The sequence below is a fragment of the Rheinheimera sediminis genome, assembly GCF_004005375.1.
Classification (GTDB): Bacteria; Pseudomonadota; Gammaproteobacteria; order Enterobacterales; family Alteromonadaceae; genus Pararheinheimera.
Genome location: NZ_RZUF01000009.1, coordinates 18,161 through 34,676 on the forward strand (window position 1 = coordinate 18,161; position 16,516 = coordinate 34,676).

Sequence of the window (16,516 nt, forward strand, 5' to 3'; positions counted from 1 at the left end):
AAGGTGAGGTTATGGAGCGCGGTTTATCAGTAGAATTGCGGCGCTGGTTGTAAAGCGCCGCGCTTGAATATTACATCCCCAACAACGGCTTCAGATAATGCCCTGTATAAGACTTCTCATAAGCGGCCACTTGTTCTGGTGTGCCTGCGATCAGAATTTCACCGCCGCCGCTGCCGCCTTCAGGGCCTAAATCGACCACCCAGTCTGCGGTTTTGATCACGTCGAGGTTGTGTTCTATCACCACTATGGTGTTGCCAGCGTCGCGCAGTTTATGCAGTACGTTTAGCAGTTGCTGGATATCAAAGAAGTGCAGGCCTGTGGTTGGCTCGTCGAGGATATACAGAGTTTTGCCAGTGTCGCGTTTACTCAATTCACGCGCCAGTTTAACCCGCTGGGCTTCACCGCCCGACAAGGTGGTCGCCGACTGGCCAAGGCGGATATAGGTTAAACCTACGTCCATCAGAGTTTTCAGTTTACGGGCTATAGCCGGAATGCTTTCGAAAAACTCGTGCGCGTCTTCCACTGTCATTTCCAGCACTTCGTGAATGTTTTTGCCTTTGTATTTCACCTCCAGCGTTTCGCGGTTGTAGCGTTTGCCTTTACAGACATCACAAGGCACATACACATCAGGCAGAAAGTGCATTTCTACCTTGATCATACCGTCGCCCTGGCAGGCTTCACAGCGGCCGCCTTTGACGTTAAAGCTGAAGCGGCCGACCTGATAACCACGAGAACGGGATTCCTGAGTACCAGCGAATAAATCCCGTACTGCAGTGAAAATACCTGTGTAAGTAGCCGGGTTAGAACGTGGGGTACGGCCTATAGGGCTTTGGTCTATGTCGACACATTTATCAAAATGTTCCATACCCTGAATGGCTTTGTGCGCTGCAGGTTCGTCGCCTTCGCCTTTGTTCAGTACACGGTGAGCGACACGGAATAAAGTGTCGTTGATTAAGGTGGATTTACCCGAGCCCGACACCCCTGTGATACAGGTCATCACGCCAAATGGAATTTCTAAATCGACGTTTTTCAGGTTGTTGCCTGTTGCGCCTAACACTCGTAATTCTTTGCCTTTCACTCCAACATGGCGTTTATCCGGCACTGCAATTTTACGCACGCCGGATAAATACTGGCCTGTAAGCGACTCTGGGGTATTTTTAATATCCTCCAGGCTGCCTTGCGCCACAATATAACCACCATGCACACCGGCCCCAGGGCCAATGTCGATAATATGGTCGGCTGCGCGCACTGCGTCTTCGTCGTGCTCGACGACTATGACGGTGTTACCCAAGTCGCGTAAGTGTGTCAGGGTGCCTAATAATCTGTCGTTGTCGCGCTGGTGCAACCCTATCGAAGGTTCGTCCAGCACATACATCACACCCACTAAACCTGCGCCAATCTGACTGGCTAAACGAATACGCTGGGCTTCGCCACCAGATAAGGTTTCGGCGCTGCGTGACAGGTTCAGGTAGTTCAGGCCTACGTTGACTAAAAACATCAGCCGGTCCTGAATTTCTTTCAGAATTTTTTCGGCGATCTGCGCTTTTTGGCCCATTAAGGTCAGCTGGCGGAAGAACTCTAAACAGTCGCCAATCGACAGTTCCACCACTTCAGGCAAAGTTGTTTTGCCAATAAAGACATGGCGGGCTTCTTCACGTAAACGTGAGCCATTACAAGTTGGGCAAGACTGCGAAGCTAAATACTTAGCCAGCTCTTCACGCACCGCATTGGATTCGGTTTCGTGATAACGCCGCTCCATATTCGGCAAAATACCTTCAAACGGATGCTTACGTTTGATGATGTCGCCGCGGTCGTTCAGGTATTTAAACTCAATGTCGGTTTTGCCTGTGCCGTTTAAAATCACTTGTTGATGCTGTTTGGTCAGGCTGGCAAAAGGTACTTCCAGCTCAAAACCATAATGGTCAGCCAGAGATTTCAGCATTTGGAAGTAATAGAAGTTACGTTTATCCCAGCCACGAATAGCGCCACCGGACAAACTCAGCTCGTCGCTGACAATGACTTTATTGGCATCAAAATACTGTTTTACACCTAAGCCATCACAGCTTTGGCAGGCACCGGCCGGGTTGTTAAAGGAAAACAAACGCGGTTCCAGCTCAGCCATGGAATAACCACAAGTCGGGCAGGCGAAGTTGGCAGAGAAAATCAGCTCAGGCGCCTTTTCATCGTCCATTGACGCTACTTTGGCGATACCACCAGACAGCTCCAGCGCGGTTTCAAAACTTTCGGCTAAACGCTGTTTGATATCGTCGCGCACTTTAATCCGGTCTATCACTACTTCTATAGTGTGTTTTTTGTGTAAATCCAGCTTGGGTGGATCCGACAAATCACAAATTTCGCCGTTAATACGGGCTCGGATATAGCCCTGGGCCGCTAAGGTTTCCAGAGTTTTGACGTGTTCACCTTTACGTTCCTGCACCACAGGCGCCAATACCATTAGCTTGGTGCCTTCAGGAAAGGCCACCACTTTATCCACCATTTCACTGACCGTCTGTGCAGTTAAGGGCAAATCATGGGTAGGGCAACGCGGCTCGCCAACACGGGCAAACAACAAACGCAGGTAATCGTAAATTTCAGTGATAGTGCCGACAGTTGAGCGTGGGTTGTGTGAGGTAGACTTTTGCTCAATAGAAATAGCTGGTGATAAACCTTCGATATGATCGACATCGGGTTTTTCCATCAAGCTTAAAAACTGCCGGGCGTAGGCCGACAACGACTCAACATAACGACGCTGACCTTCAGCGTACAGGGTATCGAAGGCCAAAGAGGATTTACCTGAACCGGATAAACCTGTGATCACCACCAGTTTGTCACGGGGAATTTCCAGAGAAATGTTTTTCAGGTTGTGGGTGCGGGCACCCCGAATATCTATTTTATCCATAGGATTGGGTCTCTTGCCTGTTGAGTCGGCTTGGGGAAAACGAATTATCGCAAAAATTGCTATGAGGCAGTCAGTTTGACTTTAGTTGAAGCTTTATGCGGCAAAGCTTTAACCGGATCAGTAAAGCGATAATTCAATTGACGATACTGTATATAAATACATGCCTTATAGCAAGGTCAGGCGCTTAGAAAAACAGCATACCTAAGAGCGTTAGGTGCGGGTTAGGTCTGCTTTTTCAGAGCACGGTTTAAGTTGCAGTAGTGAGTTATTCACCCGTGTTAAAAGTGGTCTCAAGCATAATGTCAGGCTTAGCCTGCTGTGCTACAATCGCCGCCCGCTTTCACCCCGGAGAATTATCGCGGATGTCTAATCTGAATCCACTGGAAAAACGTGCCGCCTGGTCTCTGGCACTGGTATTTGCTTTCCGGATGCTTGGTTTATTTATGCTGATCCCCGTTTTTGCCATTTTTGGCAAAGACCTGATTGGCTTTTCGCCTTTGTGGATCGGCTTAGCTATTGGTGCTTATGGTTTAACTCAGGCACTGTTGCAAATTCCTATGGGCTGGCTGTCTGACAAATGGGGCAGAAAGCCTGTGATGTTGCTGGGCCTTGGCTTTTTTGTGCTGGGTTCTGTAGTGGCTGCTTTGGCTGATTCAGTGTATATGGTGACTTTTGGCCGAGTGCTGCAGGGCATGGGGGCTATATCTGGTGCTGTGATGGCGTTGGCCTCCGACCTGACGCGGGAAGAACAACGACCTAAAGTCATGGCTGTGATCGGCATGACCATAGGTTTGTCTTTCACCATAGCTATGGTGGCAGGCCCTGCGATAGCGGCGGCCAGCGGTTTAAGTGGTATTTTTTGGTGCACAGCTTTAATGGCCATTACCGGCTTGTTGCTGGTATGGAAAGTGGTGCCTATAGCTGTCAGTAAGGCGCCTTCTTCTGAAACCTTAGCGACTAAAGGCCAAATTGCAGCACTGTTTCGTCACCCTGAATTATTAAGACTGAACTTTGGTGTGCTGGTGTTGCACTTATTATTAACAGCAATTTTTGTGGTGTTGCCAAGCTTGTTGCTGCAGCAAAATTTTGTCTCAGAGCAGCACTGGCAGTTGTATCTTCCTGTTTTAATTGCCGCTTTTATTTTTATGGTGCCGTTGATGATTTTGGCCAGCCGCAAGAAGCAGGAAAAAGGCTATTTATTGCTGGCAATAAGTCTGCTTATTGTTAGTTTTGTGTTAATTTTAATCAATCAGCAGTTATGGTCAATCGCTCTGGCGCTGTTGTTATTTTTTGTTGGTTTTAACTATTTAGAAGCCAGTATGCCAGCTTTGTTGTCGCGTATTGCCCCTGCTGGTTTGAAGGGCACTGCTATGGGTACTTATGCCAGTGCACAGTTTTTTGGTGCCTTTTTAGGCGGTATTTTAGGCGGTGCTGTAGCGAGTTTTAGCAGTGGTGAAAGCTTGTTTGCTGTGGCTGCCCTGATTGGTTTACTATGGTTAGCTTATGCCAGCAGCATGACAGTGCCAGCGCGATCGCAACGGCTGTCATTGCCTGTCAAAGTGGCCGATGAAGCCGCCGCAGCCCAATTGGCGCAGCGCCTGACCCAACTCCAGGGCGTGTTGGAGGTCACGGTGGTGGTTGCGGAACAACGTTTGTATTTAAAAGTCGGCCAGCAACATTTTGATTTGGCAGAGGCACAGTCTTTGGTTGAAAGCAGCCAAAAAAGTTAAGGAGAAGTCGCATGGCTCGTGGAATTAATAAAGTAATACTCATTGGTAACCTTGGCACTGACCCTGAAGTCCGTTATATGCCAACAGGTGGCGCAGTGGCCAACCTGACTATTGCGACCAGCGAAAGCTGGACGGACAAAACCACCAATGAAAAGAAAGAAAATACCGAATGGCACCGTGTGGTGATTTATCAGCGTTTGGCTGAAATTGCCGGTGAATACCTGCGTAAAGGCAGCAAAGTGTATATCGAAGGTCGTTTACGTACCCGTAAGTGGCAGGATCAGCAAGGTGTTGAGCGTTACACCACTGAAATCATTGCCAACGAGCTGCAAATGTTAGATGGCCGTGGCGAAGGTCAAGGCTCAGCTATGGGCGGCGCTCCTATGGGCAATCAGGGCGGTAATCAAGGTGGTTATCAACAAGCTGCTGCTGCACCACAACAACGTATGCCACAAGCTGCCCCTGCTCAGGGCGGGTATGCGCCGCAAGCGCCAGCCGCTGCACCGGCTCAGGGCGGATATGCTCCTCAAGCACCAGCAGCTGCGCCAGCACAAGGTGGTTACCAGCAACGCCCGGCTCAGGGCGGCTTCCAGCCTCAGGGCAATTTTAACCAGCCACAAGGCGGTTTTAATCAGGCAGCACCACAACAACGTGGCCCAATGGAACCACCAATAGACTTTGACGACGATATTCCGTTCTAGGGTTACGGTTCGGTCGCTATAAAAAAAAGCCTCTGACTTCAGAGGCTTTTTTTATATATGTAAGTAAAGATGCCTATTTTGACTATCTGAATCGGCAGTTTTAGCAGTACTCATCATCCGCTCTACCAGATAATGGATAAAGCATATTCCGGCGTGTGACCACCAATAAAAGCAGCATGAATGGCTTCGCTATCCTATCGGAGTTCTGTGTAAGTCAGAGCATAACTGGGGGCCGTCTGACTTGCACTTCCAGTGCAGGTAAAGAGCAGGGCTGTCTCCATTTCAGCTGTTTGATTTGTCTTTCCAACGCTGATTTGTGACTACGGAACAAAACTGAATGTATCCTGCGCCACTTTTCGCGGGGCATGGGTTATCTGCCTTTGCATCACAACTGAGTGAGACTTTGCATGAAAATCAATATTCCTTTACTGGCCCTTGCATTGGGTGCTTTTGGTATAGGTGTCACTGAGTTTTCCCCCATGGGGATGTTACCTGTGATTGCCAATGATCTGGCTGTTTCTATTCCGACTGCGGGTATGTTAATAAGTGCCTACGCCTTTGGTGTGCTAATTGGCGCACCTTTGATAACTTTAGTCTTTGCCACTATGAGTCGTCGCAACCTGTTGCTGTTATCTATGAGCATTTTTACCTTGGGTAACCTGATCTCTGCTATGGCGGACAGCTACAACCTGTTGATGTTTGGCCGTATTGTGACCTCATTTAATCATGGTGCTTTTTTTGGTGTTGGCTCTGTTGTTGCTATGAGTATAGTGCCGCCAGAAAAGCGCTCGGCTGCCGTAGCAGCTATGTTCTCCGGCTTGACCATAGCTACCATTGGAGGTGTGCCTCTGGCTGCCTATATTGGTGAAGTCATTGGCTGGCGTCCGGCTTTTTTTGCTATGGCCGTGATAGGGGTAATTACTATGCTGGCGCTGCGCTTGTCATTGCCGCCACTAGCGAACGAAGGCAAAGCCAATGTGCGCAATGAACTTAAGGTTTTAACTAAAGGATCTGTGTTAGCGGCTTTGTTATTAACAGTGGTCAGCTCAAGCTCAATGTTTACTGTCTTTACCTACATAGTACCTCTGTTGCAGGATGAGACCCATGCCTCAACGGTTTTTGTCACCTCTATGCTGGTGTTGTACGGTACTGGTTTAGCGGTAGGTAATTATCTCGGTGGTCGTTTTGCTGACCGCTCGCTGGATTTAACCCTGATCGCTTCTTTGGTTGCCGTCACTCTGTTATTAGCGCTGTTTTCTGTCACTCTGTCATTGCCGCTGATCGTGGCGCCTGTGATTTTCTTATGGGGTATTGCCAGTTTTGCCTTGGTACCGCCACTGCAATCATTGGTGATCCAGGAAGCCAAAGCTGCGCCTAATTTAGCTGCAGCAATGAACATAGGTGCATTTAATCTGGGTAATGCGCTGGGGGCTGTTTTGGGAGCCGCTATAATCAAAACAGGTTTAGGCTTAAGTTATGTGCCTTTGGCTGGTGCTGGTTCAGCTCTGCTTGGACTTATGATGGTGTTGTGGTTCAGGCGTAGTCGTCAGCAGCGAAGCCAACAAAGCCCGGTTCCATCCTGTTAGATAGATGACACAAAGCCCGCTCCAATGAACACAGCCTTGAGCATTTGGCTCTGGAGTTTTCAAAGCAGCCTGAATGCTCTGGCTGCTTTGTTTTATCAAGGCTTTGAAACTTGCTGAGAAAAAGCCGCCAGCATATACACCAGCGGCGCATTCCAGTTGATGGTGACTTCGTTGCTGGCATAGCTGCACCAGTCGTCCACATAAGACAAGGCGGGTAATTTGCTGCTGTACTGGCACTTATCCTGCTGGCCCGGCTGGGCACCACCTGCTAACCAACCTGGCACTGGAGCTTTTACGTCGTCAGCTTCAGAAGGGCGGTGATGAATATGCTGCGGGCTTTTTACGCCAAAACCTGTGACATAGGTTAAATCCAGCGGATTGCGGCCCAGCACATAATCCAGTAAACCCTGCATCGCCTCGACATAGCCGGCTTTGGCTGTAATTTGGTTGGCTTTGTACAGTAGTATGGCTTTATTCATCGCCACGGCGTTACTGCCCCAGACAAAATCTTCCTGCACCATAGCTACTTTATATGCTGAAGCCTGATGCTGAGCTACAAACTGATCCGCCACTGCTGTAATGGCATTGGATACCAAGTTGCGTTGTTCGGGCGTCAAATCCTTTGCTTCTTTTACTAGTGAAAAATAACCCAAAGCGGAAACTGAAGCCCAGGAAGCTGTTTGTACTGGCTGCGCCAGTTGAAAAAACTGCTGCAGATAAGGCTGTTCACCTGTCAACAGATAAAGCTCTGCTGCGGCCCAGGCAAATTCATCTGCCAGCTTGTTATCCCCGTAAGCGCCTGTGCTGACATCTGCAGGTTGCTGATAATAAATAGCCGGGTTCTCGTTGGCCCATTGCCATGCTTTTATCGCTTGTTGGCTAAATAAAGCGGCCTTAGCTGGCTGATCGGCTTCAAATTCGCTTAGCACTCTGCTGGCTTTGGCCATCACAGCGGCAAAGTTTAAAGCGGCTGCAGTGGTTTTTTGAACTACGTAACGTTGAGCAACAGCCTGATGCGGCATCACTGCGCCTTCAAAATTCAGTGTTGTCAGTTTATGGTAAACGCCACCGTCTGCGGGATCTTGCATACTGCTCATCCAGTCCAGATTCCATAACACCTCATCCAGCAAGTCCGGCATGCTGTTGGTGGACTCAGGGATAGTCCATTCTCGCTGACGGTAAAAATCTTTGAAGTCTGTCCAGGCATCTAATAAGGTAAAAGTGCTGATACCTGAGTTCACTATGTATTTATTGTAATCACCAGCGTCGTACCAGCCTTTAGGCGATTGAATAACAGTGCCCTCTGGTCTGTTAGCCGAAGCGGCAGAGGCATGTATTTTTATGTTGTCGTCCGGATGTCCGGCAGGGCGGGCCCAGGTACCAGCATAGGCCGGATCCTGTTGTTGTGAAGCCCTGTTAAAATAAAAGGCTTTTATCGCTGCGTCGTGCAATTGAGCATAAGGTTGAGCTGAAATTTGTAGTTCAACAGCTGCGTAGCCTGCGACCTCCAGCCTGTAACGTCCATCTGTCTGCACTTGAGTGAAATCGGCGACACTGACGGCCTCACCAGCCGGAGCCCAAAGCTGGGATTCTGAACTTTGACCACTCAAGACTGTTTGGCCAGATGGCAAAGCGACCAGCTGAAAAGCCTGATTGCTTTTGCCGGGGATCAAGGCCAGTTTTTGGCCTTGGGTCAGGTAGCCACTTTGGTTCACTTTAAGCAAAGGTGCTGGCTTTGTCGCAGTGCAACTGGCAACAGATACAACACAGAACAGAGATAAAGCAAAGCGCATAACAAAATCCTTTTTCAGGGAGCTTGAGTGAGACCTCAACTCTGCTTTGCCTGGGGGCCAGCTCAAGTTGAAGTCTGATGTCTGAGGTTTAGGCCAGGATCTTAGCTGCTATCACATCGGCGTTAAAGCCAAAATATTCCAGCAAGGCAGGGCCAGGTGCTGATTCGCCAAAGCTACTAATACCTATGATCAGACCTTTTTTACCGACGTATTTGTACCAGAAATCCGGATGGGCTGCCTCTATTGCAACAATCTTTGCCTGATCCGGTAAAACAGCATCACGGTAAAGCTCAGATTGCTGGTCAAATAAACTGGTGCTTGGCATAGACACCACATTCACTTTTTTACCTGCAGCACTCAGTTTGTCGGCGGTATCGCAGGCCAGTTGCAGCTCAGAGCCTGTGGCTATCAGCACTATGTCTGGTGTTGTGCCGCAGTCTTTTAAAATATAACCCCCTTTATTGATTAACCTGATTTGTTCAGGATTACGCTGGTATTGGCGTAGGTTTTGCCGGCTGAACACCAAAGCAGAAGGCGAGCTGGTGGTGGTTAAGGCTGTTTTCCAGGCCACAGCGGTTTCGGTTAAATCGGCAGGGCGCCAGGTCACCAGATTAGGCGTAGTCCGTAAGTTTGTCAGCTGCTCTATCGGCTGATGGGTTGGGCCGTCTTCGCCCTGACCTATAGAATCATGGGTAAAGACATAAATATTCGGCAACTTCATTAACGCCGACATCCGTACTGCGTTGCGGGCATACTCCATAAACATCAGGAAAGTTGCGCCATAACAGCGGAAACCGCCATGAGCACTGATGCCATTCATGATAGAGGCCATACCAAATTCACGTACACCGTAATAAATATAGTTACCTGAGCTATCGTCCTTGCTCAGTCCTTTACTGCCTGACCACAAGGTTAGGTTAGAACCAGCCAAATCGGCTGAGCCACCTAAGACTTCAGGAAGCAGCCCTGCAAAGTGAGCGATACAGAGTTGTGACGCTTTACGACTGGCGATATCCTGTTGCTGATTTTGGCATTGGTCGATAAAACTTTGAGTGGCCGCTTCAAAGTTAGCTGGTAATTCACGGTTGATGACCCGGCGTTGGTATTCAGCTGCGAGCTCTGGATACTCTGCCTGATATGCGGCGAATAGTGCTACCCATTGTTGCTCCAGCACTGCGCCTTTGCTTTTACTGTCCCATGCCGCATAAATCTCTGCCGGAATTTCAAAAGGGGCATAAGGCCACTGCAGGAATTCACGGGCTTGGGCTATTTCACTATCGCCCAGTGGTGAGCCATGACAGTCGTGTGAGCCGGATTTATTCGGGCTACCAAAGCCGATAATGGTTTTGCAGCAAATCAGCGTTGGCCTTGCTGTTTCAGCCTGAGCTTGCCTGATCGCATCGGCAATTTGCACCGGGTTATGACCATCAACAGAAATCACTTGCCAGCCGTAAGCGTGAAAACGAGCCGGAGTATCATCAGTAAACCAGCCTTCGACATGACCATCAATAGAAATACCATTGTCATCCCAAAAGGCGATCAGTTTGCCAAGGCCTAAAGTCCCAGCCAAAGAACAAGCTTCATGCGACACACCTTCCATTAGGCAGCCGTCACCGAGGAAGCAGTAGGTAAAATGATCGACCACAGCATAATCAGGCCGGTTAAATTGCGCCGCCAGAGTTTTTTCAGCAATAGCCATACCTACAGCATTGGCAATACCAGCACCCAAAGGACCTGTAGTCGTTTCGACGCCTGCTGTATAGCCCAATTCAGGATGCCCTGGCGTTTTCGAATGCAACTGACGGAAGGACTTTAAATCCTCAATAGACAGCTCATAACCGGTTAAATGTAGCAACGAATACAACAACATAGAACCGTGGCCATTACTCAGTACAAAGCGGTCTCTGTTGCTGAATGCTGGATTGGCTGGGTTATGTTTTAAGAATTGTAGCCAGAGCACTTCGGCAATATCTGCCATACCCATAGGTGCACCAGGATGACCGGAATTGGCTTTTTGTACTGCATCCATAGTTAAAGCACGGATGGCGTTAGCTCGGGTTTTATGATCAGTGTGATGATTAGAATGCATGGCTGTGTCCTAAGACTGTTGGTTCAGGTTTTGTAACAGTTGTTCCAGCTTGCGCTGATCCACTGCAAATTTGCGAATACCTTCGGCCAGCTTTTCCGTGGCCATAGCGTCTTCATTCAGTTGCCATAAAAATTCCGCCTGGCTCAGAGCTTTTGCAGTCGCCGGGCTTTGCGCAGTCTGTGGCAGTAAAGCCGCAGGCAAAGGCGCAGTGGAGTCTTTTAATTGCAGTAACAAGTTCGGGGCTATTGTCAGCAGATCACAACCCGCCAGTTGGCGGATTTGCTCGACGTTACGGAAACTAGCACCCATCACCACAGTAGCTATGCCATGGCTTTTGTAATGGTTATAGATAGTTTTGACCGATAAAACGCCCGGATCTTTGTCACCGGAGAAGTCTTGCTCTGGCTGGTTTTGTTTGTACCAGTCCAGAATACGGCCAACAAAAGGTGAAATTAAGGTTACGCCAGCGTCAGCGCAGGCTTTAGCCTGAGCCAGACTAAAAATCAGCGTCAGGTTGCAGTGGATCCCGAGCTTTTCCAGTCGGGCTGCTGCCTGAATACCTTGCCAGGTGGCCGCCAGTTTTATCAGCACTCTGTTGGATTCCACTCCTGCGGCCCGGTAGCGTTCAATAATACTCAAGGCTTTAGCCACGCTCGCTTCGGTATCAAAAGACAAGCGGGCATCAATTTCAGTTGAAACCCGGCCTGGAATATGACGCAAAATTTCGCAGCCAAAATTCACTGTCACTTGCTCACAAGCCGCAGCAATATCTTGTTCATTTCCTTGTAAAGCACTGACCAATAAATGCTGATATTCTGCCTGCTGACTGGCCTGCAAAATAAGCGATGGATTGGTTGTGGCCTCAGTAGGCTGTAGCTGTTGAATAGCGGCAATATCGCCGCTGTCTGCCACTACTGTGGTGAGGTTGCTAAGTTGTTCGAGCTGATTCATTTAAATTCCTTCCCCCTTCGTTATTGCAGCTACAGCTTTGTTGGCTAAGCTTCCTCGCCCCAGTCACATAGCTTTACTATGCTCCAGGGAGCTCGCTCGCTTGCCGTCGCGCTGTAGCTCCAATTATTTGGGGGTCCAATTGACTTAAGTTTTAGATAATTTCTTCACTATTCTTTGGCTTTGCTCTGGCCCTAAGTAGCTAGGTTTCAGGCCGCCTGTATCAATGATCAGTTTTTGCAGCACTAAGGCCGGGTCTACCAGATAAATTCGTAGTTTGTGTTCGCCAGGCGTATTCACTTTGATGGTAGTTTTGATCACCCGCACTCCATCCAACACGGCGTTATCCCATACAGCTGGGCTTTTATCCGCCAGGCTATCTATGATTTGTGGCACGTCGTTATTCAATGCCAAGGCAAAACGCAAACCACGGCCAGGCACCAGATCCAAAGTAGGGGCTATCACGCTATGTAAAGTGAATTCGCCCGTGGAATGGAAATACAGCGGGTATTCCAGATAAGGGGCTTTGCGAATATCTTTGGTTTGATAATCCAGTTCAGTCATAGCGGCCATTGAGGCAACACCACGGCCATGGCCTGGGATCAGTTGCCACCAGCTTTGTTTGCTGTTGCCCTGTACTGTCGCACTGGCTGCGTCCAGCGCTATATAACCGTCTGCTTCCACAAAACCTGAAGTTGGCTCTGTTTCAGGTTTTAGGGCCGACACTTTGATTTTTGCGCCGCCCCAGCCTGTGCCCTGCACATGCACTTCACCGACATTCAAACCAGTTTTGACTTTGCTCCAGTCGATCTTGACCTGAATAGTCTGTGCAACTTCAATCTGGCCTTTAGTCTGGCTCAACTGGATCCAATCGGTCGATGCTTTGGCGCTGAATTCAAACGGCAGGCTACCTTTGTTAAATACTTCAATAGCCCGCTGTTTTTGCCCGTGAGGGTAAAAAGTGTCCAGCGCTAACGGCTGACCTTTGTATTCGCTGATAGGCCATGAAAAAGCCGAACCTTCAGGAGCAACACCCATATCTGCCACTGGCATAGGTTCTGCGACTGACACCACTGGCATTAAGTTCGCAGGTGGGTTACGCCAGTAAGTAAAACCAATATGAGGTTGTGACATCATATGGTTCCAGCGGCCATTGCCCAAGCTGTGGTAAAGCGCCGTCAGCTCTGCGTCCTGTTTAAACCAATAACGCACCTGCTCTGCCCAATACGTAGTAGTGACCCGGCCTTGTTCGCCATGCAATTTATTCATCGCCACAGCACGGTTTAATTCATACACCGCCTGACTGGCTTTCAGTGGGTGCGATACCAACTGGATATACGCATCCCTTTGTTCCATCGGCAATTGACGGTATAGCTGGTCGGATTTTTTCACTAAAGCAGCAAGTTCCTGACTGACGCGCTCTGCTTCCTGATAATGGAGAATGCTGTAGGTATGGGGTTCCACAGCTTCAGGTTTACGACGGCCGTTGTGTGTGGTGTAGCCCTGGATCAGTTCTGCCACTGTCGCTGCATATTGTTCACTGAATTGTTGCATAGCCCAACTGACGGCAAATTGCTCTAAGTTATCGGCTGTAAAAGCCGCTGGGTTCCAGGCCATCCGCAGGAAAAAGTCGGTCGGAAACTCCATCGGCTTTAAGTCCCCGACATTGACTATCCAGATACGATCAGCCTGAAATTGCCAGGCTAAATTCATCTGCTCCCAGATTTTTGCCATAGGTACAGTATTGATCCAGCGATAGGAGCGCGGGCTGCCGACATAATCAAAGTGATAATAGACACCAGCACCGCCGGCACGGCCACGTTCTTCCGCTGTAGGCAGACGGCGGATATTACCGTAGTTATCATCAGCCCAAAGTAAGGTCACATCGTCCGGTACTCTCATACCTCGCTCGTAAAAGCCCTGCACTTCTTTGTACAAAGCCCAGACTTGTGGCACTTCAGTCACAGGCTTGTCTTTGAAAGTTTCTGTCAGGATCTGGCGCTGATCCGCCACAATTTGTTCCAGCAGACCGATGTTTTCGCCTTCGCTCATCGGCTCATCTTCCTGGCCGCGCATGCCAAGGGTAAAGAGACTTTCCAGATCTTTATGCCGCTTCGCGCCTTCTTGCCAGAACTTATAAATATTGTCGCGGTTGCTGGAGTATTCCCATGGCCCTTTGCCGTATCTGTTCCATTCTTTGTCAGCCCGCATCATAGGTTCGTGGTGGCTGTTGCTCATCACTATGCCCATTTCATCGGCCAGAATGGCGTTTTGTGGGTCATCATCGGCAAAGGCGTTATTCCACATCGCAGGCCAGAGGAAATTCGACTTCAGCCGCAGCAACAGCTCAAACACATGCTGATAAAACTGGCTGTTGTAGCCGCCAAATTTTTCGCTGGTCCAATTGGTTAAAGCCGGGTGTTCGTCATTTAAAAAGATGCCCCGGTATTTTACTTTGGGTGCATCCGTCAGGCGGGTGCCTGCTTTGATATATAACTCTGGCTGTTTTTTCACAGGTACATCGGCCCACCAATTCCAGGGTGAGACCCCTATGGTTTCGGCCAGATCATAAACGCCAAAAATAGCGCCGCGTTTGTCGCTACCAGCAATCACCAATGCCTGATCTACGCCGGGCATAGGTTGGTCTATCACCTGAATCAAATAAGCTTCCCAGCGACCCTGAATGCTACTTACATCCAGCTTTCCTGCTGCAATCAGTTGATCCAGTGTTGCGCTATTCCCCAGGCTGCCGATAATCAGCAGCTGTTTGGCATCTGTTTTTGGGCTGATGCTTAAGCTTTTTCCGCTGACTTTTTGGATATCCTGTTGCAAGCTTTGTACGGCGCGTTTTAAGCCTTTATGGTCTCTATCATCCAGCTGAATTGTTGCCTGGGTACTTTTACCAACCAGAGCAAAGTCGTCTTTGGTTGGTTGTTGCGCCAGATAATCTCCGGGTAAAGCCTGCACTATAAAGCTGCTGAGAACTAAGCTGAGCAAGAGGAATTGCTTCATGGTTTGTCCTCAGTGTGCTGTCGCGCGTGCAGACCCAGCGTTGTGCCCACAAATCCACCTGCGACCTGGGTGCTCAGGATTTTTGCATCCTGTACCGGCCCCAACTGTTGCCAGTCGCCATTTTTGTCTGCGTAATAAAAACTGATTTCTGCAGCATTGCCTTGAATTTTTAATCGTAGCTCTGTTGTGCCGGCCGCTAAGTGTTGGCTGGTCATCAGAGATGGCTTTGCGCCTTTAGCTTGTTCAAGAAATACTGTGGGCTTACCGTCTTCAGTTTTTACACCCAGATAGTAGTGATATTGCTCATTCTGAAAGGCCACCAAACCAGCTGAAATAGTGCCTTTTGGCAGCACAAGGCTGGTACTGGTTTCAAAGCTGCTATGTTGCTGGCGACGACCAATAAAAGCTGGTTGCGATAAGGAATTCATGCCAACAGCTTTGGCTTTGAGGCTTAGGTTCTGTCCGTCGAATCTTAACCAGCTTTGATCAAACTCGCGCAGTAGGTTCCAATCCAGCTTTAAGCTTTGACCATCAAATTCATCACGCCATTTGAAGTTGCCGGTTTGTGTCAAACCGCCAGTGCTGCTGATCAAGCCGGTTGGCGCTGTGAGCTGGTAAGGAATTTCTTGTCCTTTAGGCAGTATATGTGGCCATTCGTCTTGCCAACTGACTGGCAGTAAGAAGGTTTCACGCCCTGTATTATAAAAACGTTGTTCGTAAGCCCGGGTGGCCAGAAATACCGCCCACCACTGGCCATCAGGTAATTGCACGAAATCGGCATGACCAGCTGTGGTGATAGGATTGGCTCTGTCGGCTGGTAAGTCTCGTTGCGTCAGAATAGGGTTGCTGTCGTAAGGTACAAAAGGTTCATTCAGGCTGCGGGTTCTGAATACTACAGCCGAATGCTGATCAGCTGTGCCGCCTTCAGCACAGACCAGATAATACCAGCCGTTGTGTTTGTAAATATGAGGGGCTTCTATCCAAATAGGTTGGGTGCTTAAATCAACACCACCATTGACCAACAGCTTTTTGGAATCCGGCAGCACGGCTTTTTTCACCGGGTCGTATTGCCACATCCAAATCGCCCTGTGGCCTTCATACAAGGCTTCGCCCGGCGCTTCGCCGTTATGGCTGATATAAACCTTGCCGTCATCATCAAAAAAGATATCCGGGTCTATGCCTTCCACTTCAGGTAACCAGATTGGATCAGACCAGGGACCAGCCGGGTCTGTCGCGGTCAGAATAAAGTTGCCGCCTTTATCCACTACTGTGGTGATCAGGTAAAAAGTACCATCGTGATACCTAATGGTTGGGGCAAAAATACCACGGGATACCTGCATCCCTGCCATATCTGCTTGCGAGGAACGGTTTAATGCATGGCCAATCAGTTGCCAGTTTACTAGGTCGGTACTATGCAGAATGGGTAAACCCGGGGTATAAGAAAAAGACGACATCACCATGTAATAGTCATCACCACGACGGGTAATGCTGGGGTCAGGAAAAAAGCCTGCAACCACAGGGTTTTGGTAGGAGCCTTTAGCTAAAGGTTCAGCAAAAACTGCGTCCTGGCCCTGATAATCAAACCAATGAAAAGTGGCTGTCGTATCAGCTTCATTAGCTGGTTTGTCAGGTTGGCATCCGCTTAGCAACAGGCTGAAACTCAGCATCACACAGGCGTAGGTTGTTCTCATTTTCATCTGTTCCTTTGACAATTTGAGTCAGGGCAGTCCAAAAAATACCATGATCATCAACGACTTC

9 protein-coding genes are annotated in these 16,516 nt (G+C 49.0%); 3 read left to right on the forward strand and 6 right to left on the reverse strand.

Translation table 11 applies throughout. The features are described 5' to 3' along the window. Positions 1–70 precede the first annotated feature (70 nt). Positions 71–2,899, reverse strand: coding sequence for an excinuclease ABC subunit UvrA (gene uvrA, locus EMM73_RS07420; protein WP_127685817.1), 2,829 nt, complete (start codon positions 2,897–2,899; stop codon positions 71–73). Positions 2,900–3,261: 362 nt separating this feature from the next. Between uvrA and EMM73_RS07425 the strand changes: the two genes are divergently transcribed. The 3 genes from EMM73_RS07425 to EMM73_RS07435 all read left to right on the forward strand — a co-directional run bounded on the left by EMM73_RS07425 (position 3,262) and on the right by EMM73_RS07435 (position 6,916). Beyond that, positions 3,262–4,629 carry an MFS transporter gene (locus tag EMM73_RS07425; protein ID WP_127685818.1) on the forward strand — a complete coding sequence of 456 codons (1,368 nt, stop codon included), beginning with the start codon at positions 3,262–3,264 and terminating at the stop codon, positions 4,627–4,629. A gap of 11 nt (positions 4,630–4,640) precedes the next feature. Further along, positions 4,641–5,330, forward strand: coding sequence for a single-stranded DNA-binding protein (gene ssb, locus EMM73_RS07430; RefSeq protein WP_127685819.1), 690 nt, complete (start codon positions 4,641–4,643; stop codon positions 5,328–5,330). Positions 5,331–5,737: 407 nt separating this feature from the next. Then, positions 5,738–6,916, forward strand: coding sequence for an MFS transporter (locus EMM73_RS07435; RefSeq protein ID WP_127685820.1), 1,179 nt, complete (start codon positions 5,738–5,740; stop codon positions 6,914–6,916). Between the two features lie 95 nt (positions 6,917–7,011). Here EMM73_RS07435 and EMM73_RS07440 read toward each other — a convergent pair whose 3' ends face one another. From EMM73_RS07440 to EMM73_RS07460, 5 genes are all read right to left on the reverse strand, one after another. Then, positions 7,012–8,709, reverse strand: a complete 1,698-nt coding sequence (locus EMM73_RS07440) for a glycoside hydrolase family 9 protein (RefSeq protein WP_127685821.1) — start codon at positions 8,707–8,709, stop codon at positions 7,012–7,014. A gap of 88 nt (positions 8,710–8,797) precedes the next feature. Next, positions 8,798–10,798, reverse strand: a complete 2,001-nt coding sequence (gene tkt / locus EMM73_RS07445; RefSeq protein WP_127685822.1) for a transketolase — start codon at positions 10,796–10,798, stop codon at positions 8,798–8,800. 9 nt (positions 10,799–10,807) lie between these two features. Beyond that, a complete protein-coding gene (gene tal / locus EMM73_RS07450; RefSeq protein ID WP_127685823.1) occupies positions 10,808–11,749 on the reverse strand; it encodes a transaldolase in 942 nt (313 codons plus the stop codon). A gap of 144 nt (positions 11,750–11,893) precedes the next feature. Continuing rightward, positions 11,894–14,758, reverse strand: coding sequence for a glycosyl hydrolase 115 family protein (locus tag EMM73_RS07455; RefSeq protein WP_127685824.1), 2,865 nt, complete (start codon positions 14,756–14,758; stop codon positions 11,894–11,896). Next, positions 14,755–16,455: a family 43 glycosylhydrolase gene (locus tag EMM73_RS07460; protein WP_127685825.1), complete on the reverse strand. Its 1,701-nt coding sequence runs from the start codon at positions 16,453–16,455 to the stop codon at positions 14,755–14,757. Before EMM73_RS07460 ends, EMM73_RS07455 begins: the two co-directional genes overlap by 4 nt. Positions 16,456–16,516 lie beyond the last annotated feature (61 nt).

What these genes read in the sequence shown, in the direction of transcription:
- uvrA (WP_127685817.1), bottom strand. Translation starts at nt 2,899, where the DNA reads ATGGATAAAATAGATATTCGGGGTGCCCGCACCCACAACCTGAAAAAC.
- EMM73_RS07425 (WP_127685818.1), top strand. Translation starts at nt 3,262, where the DNA reads ATGTCTAATCTGAATCCACTGGAAAAACGTGCCGCCTGGTCTCTGGCA.
- ssb (WP_127685819.1), top strand. Translation starts at nt 4,641, where the DNA reads ATGGCTCGTGGAATTAATAAAGTAATACTCATTGGTAACCTTGGCACT.
- EMM73_RS07435 (WP_127685820.1), top strand. Translation starts at nt 5,738, where the DNA reads ATGAAAATCAATATTCCTTTACTGGCCCTTGCATTGGGTGCTTTTGGT.
- EMM73_RS07440 (WP_127685821.1), bottom strand. Translation starts at nt 8,709, where the DNA reads ATGCGCTTTGCTTTATCTCTGTTCTGTGTTGTATCTGTTGCCAGTTGC.
- tkt (WP_127685822.1), bottom strand. Translation starts at nt 10,798, where the DNA reads ATGCATTCTAATCATCACACTGATCATAAAACCCGAGCTAACGCCATC.
- tal (WP_127685823.1), bottom strand. Translation starts at nt 11,749, where the DNA reads ATGAATCAGCTCGAACAACTTAGCAACCTCACCACAGTAGTGGCAGAC.
- EMM73_RS07455 (WP_127685824.1), bottom strand. Translation starts at nt 14,758, where the DNA reads ATGAAGCAATTCCTCTTGCTCAGCTTAGTTCTCAGCAGCTTTATAGTG.
- EMM73_RS07460 (WP_127685825.1), bottom strand. Translation starts at nt 16,455, where the DNA reads ATGAAAATGAGAACAACCTACGCCTGTGTGATGCTGAGTTTCAGCCTG.